Source organism: Ralstonia pickettii, from assembly GCF_001699815.1.
In the GTDB taxonomy this organism is placed as follows: domain Bacteria; phylum Pseudomonadota; class Gammaproteobacteria; order Burkholderiales; family Burkholderiaceae; genus Ralstonia; species Ralstonia thomasii.
This window is the reverse complement of record NZ_MCGB01000061.1, coordinates 140,224-154,304: the sequence shown is the minus strand read 5'-3', so window position 1 is coordinate 154,304 and position 14,081 is coordinate 140,224. Positions and strand designations below refer to the sequence as shown.

11 protein-coding genes are annotated in these 14,081 nt (G+C 56.8%); 6 read left to right on the top strand and 5 right to left on the bottom strand.

Annotated elements, in window-relative coordinates:
• Positions 1-23: 23 nt before the first annotated feature.
• Together dmeF and BEK68_RS11420 are read right to left on the bottom strand one after the other, a co-directional pair.
• Positions 24-1,328: a CDF family Co(II)/Ni(II) efflux transporter DmeF gene (gene dmeF, locus BEK68_RS11425; protein ID WP_012435738.1), complete on the bottom strand. Its 1,305-nt coding sequence runs from the start codon at positions 1,326-1,328 to the stop codon at positions 24-26.
• Positions 1,329-1,335: 7 nt separating this feature from the next.
• Positions 1,336-1,614: a metal/formaldehyde-sensitive transcriptional repressor gene (locus tag BEK68_RS11420; protein ID WP_012435739.1), complete on the bottom strand. Its 279-nt coding sequence runs from the start codon at positions 1,612-1,614 to the stop codon at positions 1,336-1,338.
• 354 nt (positions 1,615-1,968) lie between these two features.
• Between BEK68_RS11420 and BEK68_RS11415 the strand changes: the two genes are divergently transcribed.
• The 4 genes from BEK68_RS11415 to BEK68_RS24840 are packed head-to-tail and all read left to right on the top strand — an operon-like array spanning position 1,969 to position 6,497.
• Positions 1,969-2,616 (top strand): heteromeric transposase endonuclease subunit TnsA, encoded by a 648-nt coding sequence (locus BEK68_RS11415; protein ID WP_012435740.1) that lies wholly within the window; start codon positions 1,969-1,971, stop codon positions 2,614-2,616.
• Between the two features lie 2 nt (positions 2,617-2,618).
• Positions 2,619-4,541, top strand: a complete 1,923-nt coding sequence (locus BEK68_RS11410; RefSeq protein ID WP_012435741.1) for a Mu transposase C-terminal domain-containing protein — start codon at positions 2,619-2,621, stop codon at positions 4,539-4,541.
• Positions 4,534-5,439 carry a TniB family NTP-binding protein gene (locus tag BEK68_RS11405; protein WP_012435742.1) on the top strand — a complete coding sequence of 302 codons (906 nt, stop codon included), beginning with the start codon at positions 4,534-4,536 and terminating at the stop codon, positions 5,437-5,439. The genes BEK68_RS11410 and BEK68_RS11405 overlap by 8 nt, the downstream gene beginning before the upstream one ends.
• On the top strand, positions 5,436-6,497 hold the full coding sequence (locus tag BEK68_RS24840; RefSeq protein ID WP_012435743.1) for a TniQ family protein: 1,062 nt from the start codon (positions 5,436-5,438) through the stop codon (positions 6,495-6,497). The genes BEK68_RS11405 and BEK68_RS24840 overlap by 4 nt, the downstream gene beginning before the upstream one ends.
• Here BEK68_RS24840 and BEK68_RS11400 read toward each other — a convergent pair.
• Positions 6,465-7,925 carry a hypothetical protein gene (locus BEK68_RS11400; RefSeq protein WP_021197849.1) on the bottom strand — a complete coding sequence of 487 codons (1,461 nt, stop codon included), beginning with the start codon at positions 7,923-7,925 and terminating at the stop codon, positions 6,465-6,467. The genes BEK68_RS24840 and BEK68_RS11400 overlap by 33 nt on opposite strands.
• Positions 7,926-8,236: 311 nt before the next feature.
• On the bottom strand, positions 8,237-8,590 hold the full coding sequence (locus BEK68_RS11395) for a hypothetical protein (RefSeq protein ID WP_012435745.1): 354 nt from the start codon (positions 8,588-8,590) through the stop codon (positions 8,237-8,239).
• 385 nt (positions 8,591-8,975) lie between these two features.
• Here BEK68_RS11395 and BEK68_RS11390 point away from each other — a divergent pair, with 385 nt between their 5' ends.
• Together BEK68_RS11390 and BEK68_RS11385 are read left to right on the top strand one after the other, a co-directional pair.
• A complete protein-coding gene (locus BEK68_RS11390; RefSeq protein ID WP_139111351.1) occupies positions 8,976-11,642 on the top strand; it encodes a protein kinase in 2,667 nt (888 codons plus the stop codon).
• Positions 11,635-12,852 (top strand): hypothetical protein, encoded by a 1,218-nt coding sequence (locus tag BEK68_RS11385; protein ID WP_012435747.1) that lies wholly within the window; start codon positions 11,635-11,637, stop codon positions 12,850-12,852. The genes BEK68_RS11390 and BEK68_RS11385 overlap by 8 nt, the downstream gene beginning before the upstream one ends.
• Here the strand turns inward: BEK68_RS11385 and BEK68_RS11380 are convergent.
• The gene (locus BEK68_RS11380) at positions 12,849-14,060 is read right to left on the bottom strand and encodes a Druantia anti-phage system protein DruA (RefSeq protein WP_012435748.1); all 1,212 of its coding nucleotides are present in this window, start codon (positions 14,058-14,060) and stop codon (positions 12,849-12,851) included. The genes BEK68_RS11385 and BEK68_RS11380 overlap by 4 nt on opposite strands.
• Positions 14,061-14,081: the final 21 nt, after the last annotated feature.

Genomic DNA, 14,081 nt, shown 5'->3' with positions numbered 1-14,081 from the left:
ATATGTCCAGGTCGGACGTCAGGTTATTTGGTCGGTAACGAATGAACCTCGATCGTAACGTGTGACAGCGCTTGGAATCGCCGCAGCCGTTCGTGATAAAACTGCGGCCCGCGATGCGCCTGGCGTGTGCCGACCGAGACCACCACGCCCAGGTGCCCAGGGCCGATGCGCCAGACGTGCAGATCGAGCAGCGCGTCGCCATCGGTTTCCAGTGCAGTCTTGATGCGGCCGCCGATTTGCTTGTCTGGTGTCATGTCGACCAGGATGCCACCCGTGTCGCGCATCAGTCCGTACGCCCAGTTGGCGATGACCAGCGCACCGACGATACCTGCAAGCGGGTCCATCCAGAGCCAGCCGAAGGTTTTGGCCAGCAACAGCCCGATGATGGCCAGGACAGAGATGGCGGCGTCGGCCAAGACGTGCACATAGGCCGCGCGCATGTTGTGGTCGCGATGGTGCGCCCCGTGTCCATCGGCGTGATCGTGCTCATGCTCTTCGAAGGCCACGCTGTATTCCTGGCCGCCGATGCCGAGCACGGCAGTAAAGGCATGCGGCTCCGGAATCTCTGTGGTGGATTCTAGGTAGTTCGCCTTGCGGACCATCAGGAATTCCTGGCGGCTGCCGTCCGGCCGGATGGTGGTCACCGTCGCCACGTCGCTGGGCAGCGGGATGGTTTCTCCAGCCAAGCGGAAAACTGGCGGTACGTCGTCTTCAAAGATCGACAGCGCGAACACCCCTGCTGGCGCGTTGATGTGCTGCACTTCCTTGCCGTGTGCATGTTTGTCGCCAAGTCCGGCTGGGCCGTGATCGTGTCCGTGGGCATGACCATGGTGATGACTGTGGCCATGGCTGTGGCCATCGTGGTCGCCACCGCTCAGCAGCCAGGCACTGGCGATGTTCACCAGCAGGCCGACCACCGCAATCGGGATCGCCTCACTAAAGTGGATCGGCACCGGCGAGAGGAATCGCACCACAGCCTCGTAGCCGATCAGCAGCGCGATCATCGCCAGGATGATGGCGCTGGTGAAGCCGGCCAGGTCGCCGAGCTTGCCTGTACCGAACACGAAGCGTGAGTCGTTCGCGTGGCGCCGCGCATATGTGTAGGCCAGCGCCGCGATCAGCATGGCGCCTGCGTGCGTCGACATATGCAGCCCATCGGCCACCAGGGCCAGCGAGCCAAACATGCTGCCGCCGATGATCTCAGCGGCCATCATCAGCGTGCACAGCACGATCACGGCCCATGTCTTGCGCTCGTTTTTCTCGTGCCCTGCGCCCAGGAACACGTGGTCATGACCGATACCGAACGGCGTGTCGTAGAAATTGCTCATGGCTGGCTCATTTGAAATAGCTGTGCACGACCTCGATCAGCTGCTCCTTGGCGCTGCCTTCGGCGTGTTCATGTTCGTCATCCACCTCGGTCAGGTGGGTGCGTATGTGATCTTCCAGCACGACGGCCAGCAGGCCATTCATGGCGCCGCGGCAACTCGTGATCTGCTGGAGCACGGGGGCGCACCCTTGCTCCTCCTCCAGTGCGCGCTCAATGGCATCCAGCTGGCCCCGAATCCGGCGAACGCGGTTGAGTAGCTTCTGCTTCTCACGGATGGTGTGGCTCATCGATCACCTCATTAAATATACTATAGGGGGGTATACTACATTGAGTTCGGCTGCCAAGGGAGCAACATTTGCACCGAACCAAAGGACGTAGCCCTCTGCATATATGACGGCGAAAACGTCCGACTGCGTGACGCGAGCGGGATTTCTTGCCGCCGGCCCGCAACGCCATCGGTAACGCGGTGCGTTACACCCCCGATCGATAGTCAGGAGGGCCCCGTGTGTGCACTACATAAGTTGCTCTCAGCGACCTAGACTGAAACGCGCTCAGTGCATTGAGCCCCCTCGCGATGGAGGGTCGACAAGTCAGGGTGGGGAAAGCAAGAATCCACGGATGTGTGCTTTGTGGAGCGCTTTATGCCGGTGCGCCGGATCCCTAAGAACTACCTCTTTGTCACTGGACGTCATCCCTCCCCGCTGGCGGATGAGGTCATTGAATTCGAGTCGATTCTGGAGAAGGAGTACATGCTCCTGCTGGACTCGGATCCCCAAGTGGAATCGTACGAATGTCAGCCGGTCAAAATTGCACTGTCTCGCGGCCGAGTTTATGTTCCAGATCTGCTGGTGACCTACCGCTGTTCTCCGTCGGGCAATCAGCGGTCTCCAGAATTGGTGGAAATCAAGAAGCGGGAATACCTTGATCGACACGCCGAGACGTATCGCGAGAAGTTTGCAGCGGCAACTGTCGTCGCCGAAGAGAGAGGCTGGGTCTTCGTTACCCGAACAGAGATCGACATCCGGACGCAGCACGTTCAAAACCTGAAGTTTCTGCATCGGTATCGCCATACGCCCGCGGACCCGGTCGCAGTGGAGCGCTTGCTTGCTGCGATGCGCCGGCTGGACAGTCCAACGACCCCCGAGACACTACTTGGTAGTTTGGCGGACACCTTAGAGATGCGCGCAGGCCTGATTCCCGTGCTTTGGCATCTTGTTGCTCACGGCGAAATCCAAGCGGACTTGCAGATTCCGTTGACGGATAGCACGCAGCTATTTCTACCGAGCTAGCCATGGCAAGCAAGTCGTTAGGAAAGACGCCGACTCTTCTGCCGATTAAGAAGGGCAGCAGCTACAGTCACGATGGGCGCGCATACACAATTCTCCGCTACGCCGCCTTGGACCAGGTTCTCGCACGCGAGGACGCGTCGGGAGCGATTGTCATTTTGAACATAGGGTCGCTCAAGCCTCCGTTCAGAGGCAGTGATGGCTCGCCCGAGCCCCAAGGCCAGATCGACCTCGAAGACGTATCGGATGACGACTGGGAAGAGGCGCAAAGCCGCCTAGACATCATTAGTCCTCTGCTCGCTCTTCGGCGGAATCGAAAGAAAGCAGACTACGTCGCTGTGGCAGCCGACGCAGACGTGAGTATCGCGACGCTCTACAACTGGCTGCGGACCTACCTTGCGTCTGAACAGCTGTCTTCGCTAATACCGACGCGCAAGAGCGGTGGCCGCGGGCGCAGTCGCCTCGCGCCAGAAGTGAAGCTGATCTTGGACAACTACGTTCAAGAGCACTATCTGACCATGCAAAAGCCGTCCGTAGCGAAGGCGGCCAGGGAAATTCGCCGCCTGTGCTATGTCGCGGAGCTTGAGCCTCTTCCGGCCGAGTCGACGATACACCGGCATCTAAGTTGGTTGGATGAACAAGAAGCGCTCAAGCGTCGTGAGGGGCGCCGCGCCGCTGAGCAACGATTTAGCGTGAATAAGGGATCCATTCCGGATGCTGAGTGGCCTCTTGCCATGGTGCAGGTCGATCACACTCTGTTGCCCGTCATCATCGTGGACGACAAGCACCGCAAGTCGATCGGACGGGCCTGGATCACTTTGGCAATCGATGTTTTCAGCCGCGCATGTTTGGGCATGTACTTGTCTCTGGATCCACCTTCAGCGATGTCCGCGGGCATGTGCATCTCGCACGCCATGTTGGATAAGGGGGAATGGATGGCGCGGCTGGGGTGCGGAGATATTGAGTGGCCCTTCCGCGGCCCCATAGACGTACTCCATATGGACAACGCCAAGGAATTCAGAGGCAAGATGCTGGCCGTCGCTGCGAGGGAGTACCACATCGATATTCACCTCCGGCCGGTAAAGCAGCCTCGCTACGGTGCGCACATCGAGCGGCTCATGGGCACCGTATCGGAGGAGTTGAAAGAGCTCAAAGGGGCAACGTTCGCGAATCCCCAGCAGAAAGGAGAGTACGACGCCGAGGGCAATGCCTGCATGACTATCGATGAGCTGGAGAAATGGCTTGTCCTGATGTTCGCTCGATATCATCGAGACGTTCACGCGGGCATTGGCACGACGCCGCTGACCAAATGGACCGAAGGCATTCTCGGCACACGGGGAAAGATGGGCCGTGGAATCCCACCGATAGTCGCCGATCCCGAGAAGGTCCGCATCGACTTCATGCCATTCGAGGAGCGAGCGATCCGAGGAGATGGAGTTGTCAACGACAACATCCACTACTTCCACGATGTCTTGAGACCGTGGATTGGGGAACGCGATCCTGACAATCCGAAGCGAGGTAAGAAGTTCCGGTTCCGCTATGACCCACGCGACATGAGCGTGTTGTACTTCTTCGATACCGATCTCAAACGGTATCAGGCGATTCCCTATCGAGATTCGAGCTTGCCGCCGGCAAGCATCTGGGAGATACGTGCAGCCAACAATGCAGCGAAGGCTGCGGGCATGAAGGAATACAGCGAACGGGACTTGTTTGCGCTGATCGCGCGGCAGCGCGAACTCGAAGAAGCTGCCGCTGAAAAAAGCAAGGCGGCACGTCGTGCTGAGCAGCAGCGCAAACAGCAGGACAAAGCTCGCGCGCAAAAATCTAAAGACCTGCCACGGGCCTCGAAGATCGAGCCGTCCAGGCTTGCGCCGGCAGTCCGTGGGTACGACCCAGACGATATTCAGGCACTGAGCGACGATGAATAGCACGACGGTTGAGTATGGCCACCTCAGTCCAAAGGCACAGGAGTACCTGGACCTGCCAACCAAGGATCGGATTCGGAAGATTCAGGAGGGCACGTGGCTACAGCTCGACCATGCGACGACCACGCTCCAGAAGCTGGAGGATCTGCTCGACTATCCAAAGGTAACGCGGATGCCGAGTTACCTGATTGTTGGTCCGTCATATAGCGGCAAGACATCCATTCTTGAGCGATTCCGCGATCAACATCTTCCCGACGTGGATCCCGAGCACGAGGCAACACGGTGTCCGGTGGTGATGGTCGACGCACCACCCAAGCCCGACCTATCCGACTTCTACAGTCGAATCATGGATAGTCTGATGACGCCATATAAGCCGACGGCCCCAGTCTATGAAAAGTACTCGCAGGTCAAACGCCTCTTTGGCGAGATGGATGTGCGCATCCTCATCATCGACGAGATCCACCATCTAATTGCCGGTGGCCTGACCAAGCAACGCGAGTTTCGCAACGCACTCAAGAGCCTGAGCAATGAGGCGAAGGTCAGTATCGTCGCCTCAGGGATCGAAGAGGCATACAACGCGTTCAATGCCGATCCGCAGATGTCGAGTCGATTCGTTCCGATCGAGATGCCCAGTTGGACGCCCGGCCGGCAGCTAGGGACGTTGCTGAAGACGCTGGAGCGCCGGACGCCGCTGCGCAAGCCATCAGGGCTGCACTACCCCGAGATGATGCAGGCGATCTATATGAAGAGCGAGTCCACTCTCGGTGACATCTTCGATCTCGTGAAAACGGCGGCGGTTGACGCTATCCGTTCCGGCGAGGAAGCGATTACCGAAAAGCAGCTCGAAGCATTGGACTGGGTGCCGCCCTCCAAGCGCAAGACCTACAGGCGAAGGCTGTGAAAACCTGGTCATGCGCCAACGTGCTGCTCTGGCCGATTCGGTATAAACCGATACCGGGCGAGTTGCTGTCGAGCTGGGTTGTTCGATTGGCGCATGGCCACGGAATGAGTTTGACGTCATTCTGCAATCTGGCACTCGGAGCTGACGCACGCGTGTTGACAGTGGACATCGACCGGCGCAGCCCACAATGGCTTCTGGAGTCGCTGGCACTGCACACGGGGACTCCGTTGGAGGCAGTTCGTCAGACGACGCTGCGGTTCTATGAAGGGACGCTGTATCCAGAGTTCCACGTTGGTGGAATTCTTCCGTGGGTGATCTCGATCAAGCTGCCGCGAAGCGCCCGGCTTGGCCCAGGTCTTCAGTTTTGCCCGTACTGTCTAAGGACTGATCCAAGACCGTACTTCCGCCGCTGCTGGCGAGTCGCACTGCAAACATTCTGTGAGCGGCACCAGCGTTTGTTGCTCGATAGGTGCCCCCGTTGTGGCGCGAGCTTGTTTGTTCAGCGCGTCGATACAAACTTGTGTCACGCGGAGATCGATGGCATTTGCCATTGCCACAACTGCGACTTCGATCTTCGGATGGCGGAGGCGCCCAACGTAGATGATCGAGGCAGTGGTCTCCTTTCCGAGCTGCAGCAACTGACGCGCGATCTCTCTTCGTTGGGCGCCGCGGGCCCGCGAGACCTGTTGGATCGTTTGCACGCTATGGCCGTGACGATGTTGTCGTGCAAGGTCAAGCCGCGTCTCTGTGACTGTCTAGCCTGTCGCTTCGGTTACTCCGACTTGGAGATTGTGCGCACCAGAAAGCCGGCGCTGGAACTGCAATCTGTACTGGCTCGGCATGCAGTATTGCTGTGGTCCCTTTGGCTGCTTCAGCACGATCCCGAGGCGCACGCGCAGCCTGTCAAGCCCACTGCTCCGTTGCACCACCATTTTGTTAAGGATATCTTGGCTGGGTATCGGCGCGAGGCGTCTCTTCACGCGCGTCGAGACTTGCCCGCTGAGCTTCCAATTGCGATGAGCAGCTCACCGCAGATACGCGATGGCTGCGTGGTATAGCTGCATTGAGATCCAGGAGCGCAGTTCGTCGGGAGTACTGGCCTGCGTGTGTTCCAACGCCATCACACGATGGTCGCCACCGTCCTGTACTGAGATGAATGCTCCCGTCGCGGCCTGGACTGCACGTTGTATCGCTTCATCGCTCTGGTTTTTCAAGGGAACCGCAAACGATATAGGCGGGTTGGCTTCGTGAACCATGAGCAACGTGGATGCTTCCTTTGAGGAAACAGCAAAGGCAGCTACACGCTTGAGCCGGTGATTGTCTTCAGGCATCAAGAGGTGCTCGTTCAGCACACCGTCCTCGTCTGAGATCAGTGGCATCGGGACGGTCCAGCCATCGTCGCGGCTCGCCGTCAGGACTCGCACGGAAGCATCATTCAGCGTGGATAGCGCTTTGACAGCGTGTTCGAGGAATGCCGGCGGGTCTGGAATCTCGCTGTCATCGTCGACGATCTGTGTTTCGCGGATGCGCTTTGTGGAGCCCGGTTCGCCGATCGCGTGCTCGTTGATCGGTTCGCCGGACGAGGCACTAGCGCGAGGCTTTTGTCCGGCTATTGTTCGGTCGGCGAAGACGTATTTGTTTTCCAGGTCGGTGAATCGCCGATTGCCGCGCACGGGCATCGTAGCCGGAGCAAGCTGCGACGAAGGGTCATGCTCCTCCAGGCTGACTTGGGCGGGTTCCTTGGCTTTCCGGGCTGTGGGCGGTGCTTCCTGTGGCGGGGTATCGGGCACCATTCCGGTAGTGTGAGCTTTCTTTCCACCCGTCACATGGAACCGCAGTGACTTGAAGGGGAACGGGTGCGAGCAACTCAGGAGTTGATAGACGAGGAACGTTCCTTTGGGATCATTGCCTCGCGACAGCCACTTCCCAGCGGCTCGCAGTGTTGTCGTTCCTTCGAACGGAAATAGGGTCTGCGGGTAAACCTCTTGGCGAGCCTGAGCGGCGCGTACGCAGGAGGCTCCAATCATTTTGGCCGCGCGCCATGCCAGCCGACTGCCGGCGATTCTTGCGACGTCCTCGGCGCTTGCGCGCGGAATACGGTCGGCAAGTTGAAGCGTCATCCGGTTGTGCCGATCTATTGCCGGCGTCCCCGTGTAAAGATGCCCTCTATCGAGTTGGGGGTGGAACAGCCTGTTGAGGAGCTCACTGGACGAGCCGAAGTAGAAACGGATCAACTCCATGCAGGGCACGACAAGGAGCTTCCCGTCTGGCAAGGTGACTCGAACGCAATAGGAGTGCGTGTTCTCGCGATGTCCAGCATGCTCATGGAGCGGCAGCATGAAACTGCCGTCTTCGAAGCTCGATCCAGCTTTTACTAGCTCGCAGGTGTCCTGGCTGATCTCCAGGTTCTCGCAATGCAGTTCTTCGTCAGCGGCACGGGATTCCAAGCTCTGTTCGCGCCACACGTCGCCGATACGCAGGAGCATTGTGGTTCCGACTGAAACCCAGCATCGGGTCTGCTGCCTTTCGGTTTCGCGGAGCGAGAGAAGCGATAAGCGACTGCTGCCTTCAGGGCACTTGTCCTTGGACAAGGAGACCAGAACGGACGGATGGCGCCGTCGCACCATGCGATCGGGGAAGGCGATGGGGCCGAACCAATCCACGCGCCAACGGCCTTCCCTTTTTGGAAACGCGTTTATGCGGAACATGTGATCCTGATCTGATCGTCAAAGCGTCGCCCGGCACGGGGATCTACCTGGCCGCGGCCGAGCGCCGATGACGAATTTCTGGCTGTTGCTTACGCCCGGCTATGACGGAGGTACAGATACACCAGTCCGATCGGCGCAATGAAGATCGCGAAAGCCCAACAGATCAGCATCGTGCTGAACTTGGCGAACAGCATCACGATTGCGTTCACGAAGAAGACGTTGTTGCCGAGAATGAAGTTCATCACGCCTTCGTACACGAACCGGGCATATGGATAGAGCACGGTGCTGATGAGGGCGAACAGAACCATCTGGTAGGGGAGCGGTTTTCCGGCGTTGCTCGCGAAGAGGAATATGAACGCGGGAAAAATCACGCCAAACAGGAAATGGCGGAAGTAGTAAGCACGAGAGAGGCCACCAAAGGTTTTTGCGAACAACGTATTCATAAGTCAATCTGATTTGCGGGTACGAATCGAAAATGCACGCGGGCCGTTCGTGGGTTGCCGCGATGCCCAACGTACATTTAACGGCGGCGAATTCGCTTGCCGCACCCCTCGCCCGAAGGGAGGCGAATTCCGAGATATCTATATCAGGTGTAAGAGTATTTTAATTGTGGTTGCCAAATTTTCTTGGAGCCCAGTATGGGAGGTATCTGCGCCAATCCAGTGATGTATGAGATTAAATATCCCTCTAATTGGGGGGGGCTAGATCACTGAGCTATCTAACCGTCTGAGGGTACACTCCTCAGCCAAGAATCTTAGGGTTCTGAGAAATGGTCGAGGGGATATCGTGCAGGTCAGGCCTACGTGTGCCGGCCGTACGGTAGTGGGGATGGCGATTGCAACTTCGGCGATGGTCGACGTAGCGCAGATCATAGGCAACAAAACAATGGACGCACTTAGTGAGGCACAGCGCAACTGGATAGATGGCGCTCCCATTATTCCTGCCACGTTGACGGTACGAGCACTCGATGGCCAGTCAACGCATACCTATGAAGTTCTGGATCGAGATGCGGAGGGGCGTGTGCACGGTTTGCACAAACGCCGCGGGTGGAAGGGGTTCGTCTTGAGGGTTCGCGACCCGGCGACCCATGAGGAGTTTGCTGCCAAGCTTGCAGTCCCCGGCGACTACAAGCAGCCACGGCTCGAGCAAGAGCTGCTGTATACATCCAAACTTCGTCCAGCTAAATCGCTCTTTGTTTGCCCGATGTCAGTCGGCCTTTCTGCGCCGCCGCCGGGTATGCCGGATGCCGAAGAAGACTTTGTTTGCTTTATAGCCCCCTGGGTTACGGGGAGGACCTTGGAGCAGTATCTCCAAGAGGACTCGCTCGAGATCGATTTTGTCTGCAGTGTAGCAATGCAGGTGCTTCGAGCTATCACCTACCTCAAGCGGGTTGAGTTGAAACATGACGATCTGCACGTGGGCAACGTCATGATTTCTCAGGTGCCAGCGGAATTGGCTCTGCTCGCTGATGACGAGCATCGATTGGAAGTATCAATTATCGATTTGGGTAGTCTAAAACCATCCAATCAGACTACAAGCAAGAGCCGAGACGACAAAATCTGTTTTGTTCAGATATTGGTGGAGCTTTACAACGGTCTACATCGGAACCGTCGTGTCGCCTCCAGTCACCCTCACTTCATGCGCCGGTTCCTGCAGTTCATCGAAAAGTTGGTGGATGAGGACCAGGCGAGGCATTTTCCGATTGAGAACCAAATTGCCCAGGAGTTGCAAGTTCTTCAGCGTGAACTCGAAGAGGTGGAGATTGATGAGTCAAAGTTCCAGCCGTTTGAGGCCATTTCGGCCGAGCATTTAGCCGACGACGCGACGCTGCTGGAGCTTTTCGTTGAAACATTGCCGTGGATGCAGGACATCCAGGAGCGTAAACCTATCGTGCTCACTGGTCCACGCGGGTGCGGTAAGTCAATGATATTCCGCTATCTTGCAGTAAGAACACATTTGGGCTTACGTGCTCAGAATGCGGAACGCGGACGTGCAAGCCCTTTTGACTCTTTTGGGGTATATATCAGTTGCGCTGCACATCTTCAAAACAACCTTAGCTGGTTGGCTCGCAAGGAGGGGCGCGCTGAGCAGAGGGCGCATGAGATTGCAACTTACTTCCAATTGATAGTTGCTCGTGAGCTTCTAAAATCTCTTGGTATGGCCTATGCCGATTCAGTGGCGAACCGCGCTTTTCGACTAGATGAAGCTGGTTTCGATAATATCGTTGCACTTATCTCGTCGTACTTCAGTCGTCCCGTTGAATCGGCAAGACTGACCAATCGCAGTCGCATCCTTCATTTCGCAGATGACCTTGATGCCTTACGGGTTCAGCTCCATGGAACTTTGCTTCGAGATGGCGAATGGAACGATCATCTTCCGGATACGTTCCTTGCTGATCTAACTGGAAAGTTGGGATCTGTCTTCCCTTACTTCAAGAGGCATCAAGTGGTATTCCTGTTGGATGACTACTCGTCAAACCGAGTGCAGGAAGAAATTCAACGAATACTTAATAAGATAATTTTTGAGCGCGTTCCAACTCACTACTTCAAGATTTCCTGCGAGAAGTTCGGTTTTGATCCGGGCGATATCGATGGGGTCACACTAGAGGAGACGCGCGAGTTCACCACTATCGACGCAGGTAGCCGAGCTTTGGCGGACGTCGATGATCATGCTGCGAAACGGTTTGTGACGAACCTGATTGATCGACGGCTGAGCAGAGCTGGTTGGGCGGGGCGGGCAGAGAAGCTTATTGGATCTTCGGAACCATATGCTGATGATGTTCAGCTTGCCAGCTATATTCGCGAGCATGGCAGTACTCAGGGGCGTCGCTACTACTATCATGGGTTGCACGCTCTTGGGCGGCTATGGAGTGGCGATACCGCCACGGTTTTACAGATCGTTCGTGAGATGTTCGTCAAGGGAAGCGTGCAGCGCGATACCACGGCACCCATTACCAAGGCTGCTCAACACGAGGCGATCGTTTCTATCTCAAAGGCGTTCAAGGAGCGCGTGGATGGTTTGCATCCATTCGGAGCGCTAATGGCCAAGATTCTTGGACAGTACGGAGCGGCCGTCCGTGACGTGATGGTTAAGGGGCGACTGAACTCTGCGAAGGAGCCGTATCGACTTTACCGTCTGGAGATGACCAAGGATGAACCGAGATCGACGATTGCCTTGTTACGTGATCTTGACCCAGAGCTAGGATCTCTCGCGCGCGAGCTTCTCCGGCGAGCGATCTTTATTGAGCTACAAGACAGTCGCGCCAAGGAGGGGCTTTCAAAGCAAACTATGCGTTGGGAGTTGCGGCGAATATTCAATCCAGCATTCGGACTTTCGCTCAAGCGTGATAGTTATCTAGGGGTGCGCGACATTGAGGAGCTGCAAACATTCCTGACGGCTCCGGAGCGTTTTGCGGATCGAGCAAGGATGTCGTATGCCACCAAGAGCGGCGCGGATCGGTTCAGTGGGGAATTGTTCGAGGATACAGATGACTGACAAGCAGGCTTTCGTCAAACGAATTTGCTTTGACGATGTACAGGTGTCTCTTCCCGAAGTTGAACCGTGGGATGGAGATGAGGTTTCTCCCGATCTGCTAATTAGTGCCCTTGGTTTTGAGGATCGAGCTTCCGCTATCCCCCAATTGTTCGCTGAGCGCTTACCTCAGGGTGGGGCGGCTATTGCCTTGCTAGGTTGCTACGACATCAATACTCAGGACAACGAGGGTAATGGGGATGCCATCCGCGGGGCTCTGTCGCGTTTTTGTTCCGAAATTCGCACCTTCAGCGCCGAAAGTCCGCATGAGGTGCAATGCGCCGTGCAAGCTGCGCTGCAGGAGCTTCGGCAAAGCCGACAGAAAGTTCGCGTCGCTTTCGATATTAGCGGCGCATCAAGTACGTTGATCCTGTCCGTTCTTGCAACGCTCATTCCACAGGCACCGCGACTCGTACTCGACATCGTCTACGCAGAGCCAGAGGAATATGCTCCTCCGCGCTTCGAATATGAATCGAGGCTCGAGGAGTTGGTCCAAGAAGCCTTGTCGGATGGTGACGACAGCTCGTTTGCCGAGCAAGGTGTCTCCGATGTGGACGTCAACGAGCTGTATCCTGGTTTGAACGCAGAGAATCGCCCTGATCGAGTTATCGCGCTGCCCTCGTTACGCACATCTCGGTTGGTGCGCTGCCTTGCTCACATCAGCGATCAGCCACTTGTGTCGCCAGTGTCATCCATCTTCTGGATCCTTGGTGAGCCACCCGCGTCTTCCATGAGGTGGCGATTGGATCTGCAGCGTCGAATCGTAAATCGTCAGCTGGCAGTAATGGTAGGTAAGGAGCCTTCTGATACGACCGCTCCGTCACTATGTGAGCGCAACCACCATACTTGCAGTACGCGAGACTATCGCCAGACATTGGGCACTCTGGTCAGCCAGATTGATCAAAGCGCGGGATCGAACGTCTGGCTCATTCACATGGGATCGAAACTGCAGGCGGTTGGCGTCGCACTTGCGCTGCAGGTGCGTAACGAGGTCACAGTTCTGCGGGCGCGCCCAAAGCAGTTCAACGCTGGCAAGTACTCCAGTGGCGTTGGGACGCTGTGGCGATTGCACTTCGAAGACTTGGCAGGGGTTCTTGGCCGACTTCAACAGATCGGCGAGCTGGAATTGGAAACGAAAATTGAGACGTCACGTGAAAGACGTCCAAGTTGTTAGCGCTGTTTTTTTTGCGCTGTGAGAAGGTCCCATTCTTGGACCTTCTCGCGCACTAGATTTTGTGCATCGACTTCGCGCCAATCTGGGTAGCGGTGGGATCGAGGTACTGCCCATCGTTGCTTCCAGTAATCCGAGTACTCATCCACAGATAGTCTTTGGGGGGCTCCGAAAGAACCGCCTGCCATGCCAGAGTGGAGGTCGCTGACTAGGTTGAATAGATAGACTTCACGTTGCACGCCATGTGCAAGTAGGTCCAGCGGTAACCCAAGCAACATCAGCGCTTTGGTAACGTTTTGCCAGCGAACCTTGGGGCCGTTTCCATATCCGTTGGGTGTCAGCTGTCCATGGGCTACCAGCAAATCGCACATGCGATCGTAGAGATGCTCCAAATGGAGCATCCCGAATCCCTTCGTGTAACCAATCGGCTCCGCCAGCAGACGGCTATCGTATCGCAGGCGGTTGTACTGCGCGCTCTTGCCAAACGCGCTGGTCGTTGTAATCGCTACGAGCGGCTGCTGGATTTGTTGGCGTTGCATTGTCGTGCGCTTCGCCGCGTATCTTAGCCAGTACGCCTCCCGGATTGCGTCCGCTGCGAGTAGTCCCGCGCAAAGCTTGCCTCCTAGCAGGAAGCTATAAGGCGGGATCGCGCCGATGGTGTAGGCGTCCATCGTTTGGTTGACCAGCTCGAGTTTCCGACCAGCGGGAAACTCGAATAGTGTGTCTCGGCAGGCAAGGTCTGCCGGAGGGGATTGCAGTCCCAGGATACCAATCAGGCCGCCATGGGTTTCGTCCACTACAAGGAAGCGTAACCTGCGGCCGTATCCTTTCGAGTACGGCATGGACCAGCACGCACGAGCCAACGTCCACAGCTGCTCTTCCTCTGTCGTTTGCACCAGTCGGAGCGCGGGCTTTATTGCATGAACATCGATGTTCTGGCCGTTTTTGAACCAGTGACGGTGGCGCTCGAACAATGCCGCAAGCTTGCCACTGTATCCAATTCGCTCCCCAAGCCCGCGGGCAGCAACATGCAATCCTCGGACAAAGTCCTTGTTGCCGAACGTCAGAGCGTTGGTGCAGGCGGCGTGGGCTGAAACAATATCTGCGGCAAGCTGTTGTTTCCTAGATTCAAGCCATATGACTGCGCCTGAAGGGGCATGGAATGCCCCTTCAATGAGATTGGACGGAGTTCGGCGCACGTTACTGGTCATGGGGCGCTATTTGGCCAGAGG

Coding starts and splice junctions, on each gene's coding strand:
- dmeF (WP_012435738.1), bottom strand. CDS start 1,328: ATGAGCAATTTCTACGACACGCCGTTCGGTATCGGTCATGACCACGTG.
- BEK68_RS11420 (WP_012435739.1), bottom strand. CDS start 1,614: ATGAGCCACACCATCCGTGAGAAGCAGAAGCTACTCAACCGCGTTCGC.
- BEK68_RS11415 (WP_012435740.1), top strand. CDS start 1,969: ATGCCGGTGCGCCGGATCCCTAAGAACTACCTCTTTGTCACTGGACGT.
- BEK68_RS11410 (WP_012435741.1), top strand. CDS start 2,619: ATGGCAAGCAAGTCGTTAGGAAAGACGCCGACTCTTCTGCCGATTAAG.
- BEK68_RS11405 (WP_012435742.1), top strand. CDS start 4,534: ATGAATAGCACGACGGTTGAGTATGGCCACCTCAGTCCAAAGGCACAG.
- BEK68_RS11400 (WP_021197849.1), bottom strand. CDS start 7,925: ATGCTCCTGCGTATCGGCGACGTGTGGCGCGAACAGAGCTTGGAATCC.
- BEK68_RS11395 (WP_012435745.1), bottom strand. CDS start 8,590: ATGAATACGTTGTTCGCAAAAACCTTTGGTGGCCTCTCTCGTGCTTAC.
- BEK68_RS11390 (WP_139111351.1), top strand. CDS start 8,976: ATGGCGATTGCAACTTCGGCGATGGTCGACGTAGCGCAGATCATAGGC.
- BEK68_RS11385 (WP_012435747.1), top strand. CDS start 11,635: ATGACTGACAAGCAGGCTTTCGTCAAACGAATTTGCTTTGACGATGTA.
- BEK68_RS11380 (WP_012435748.1), bottom strand. CDS start 14,060: ATGACCAGTAACGTGCGCCGAACTCCGTCCAATCTCATTGAAGGGGCA.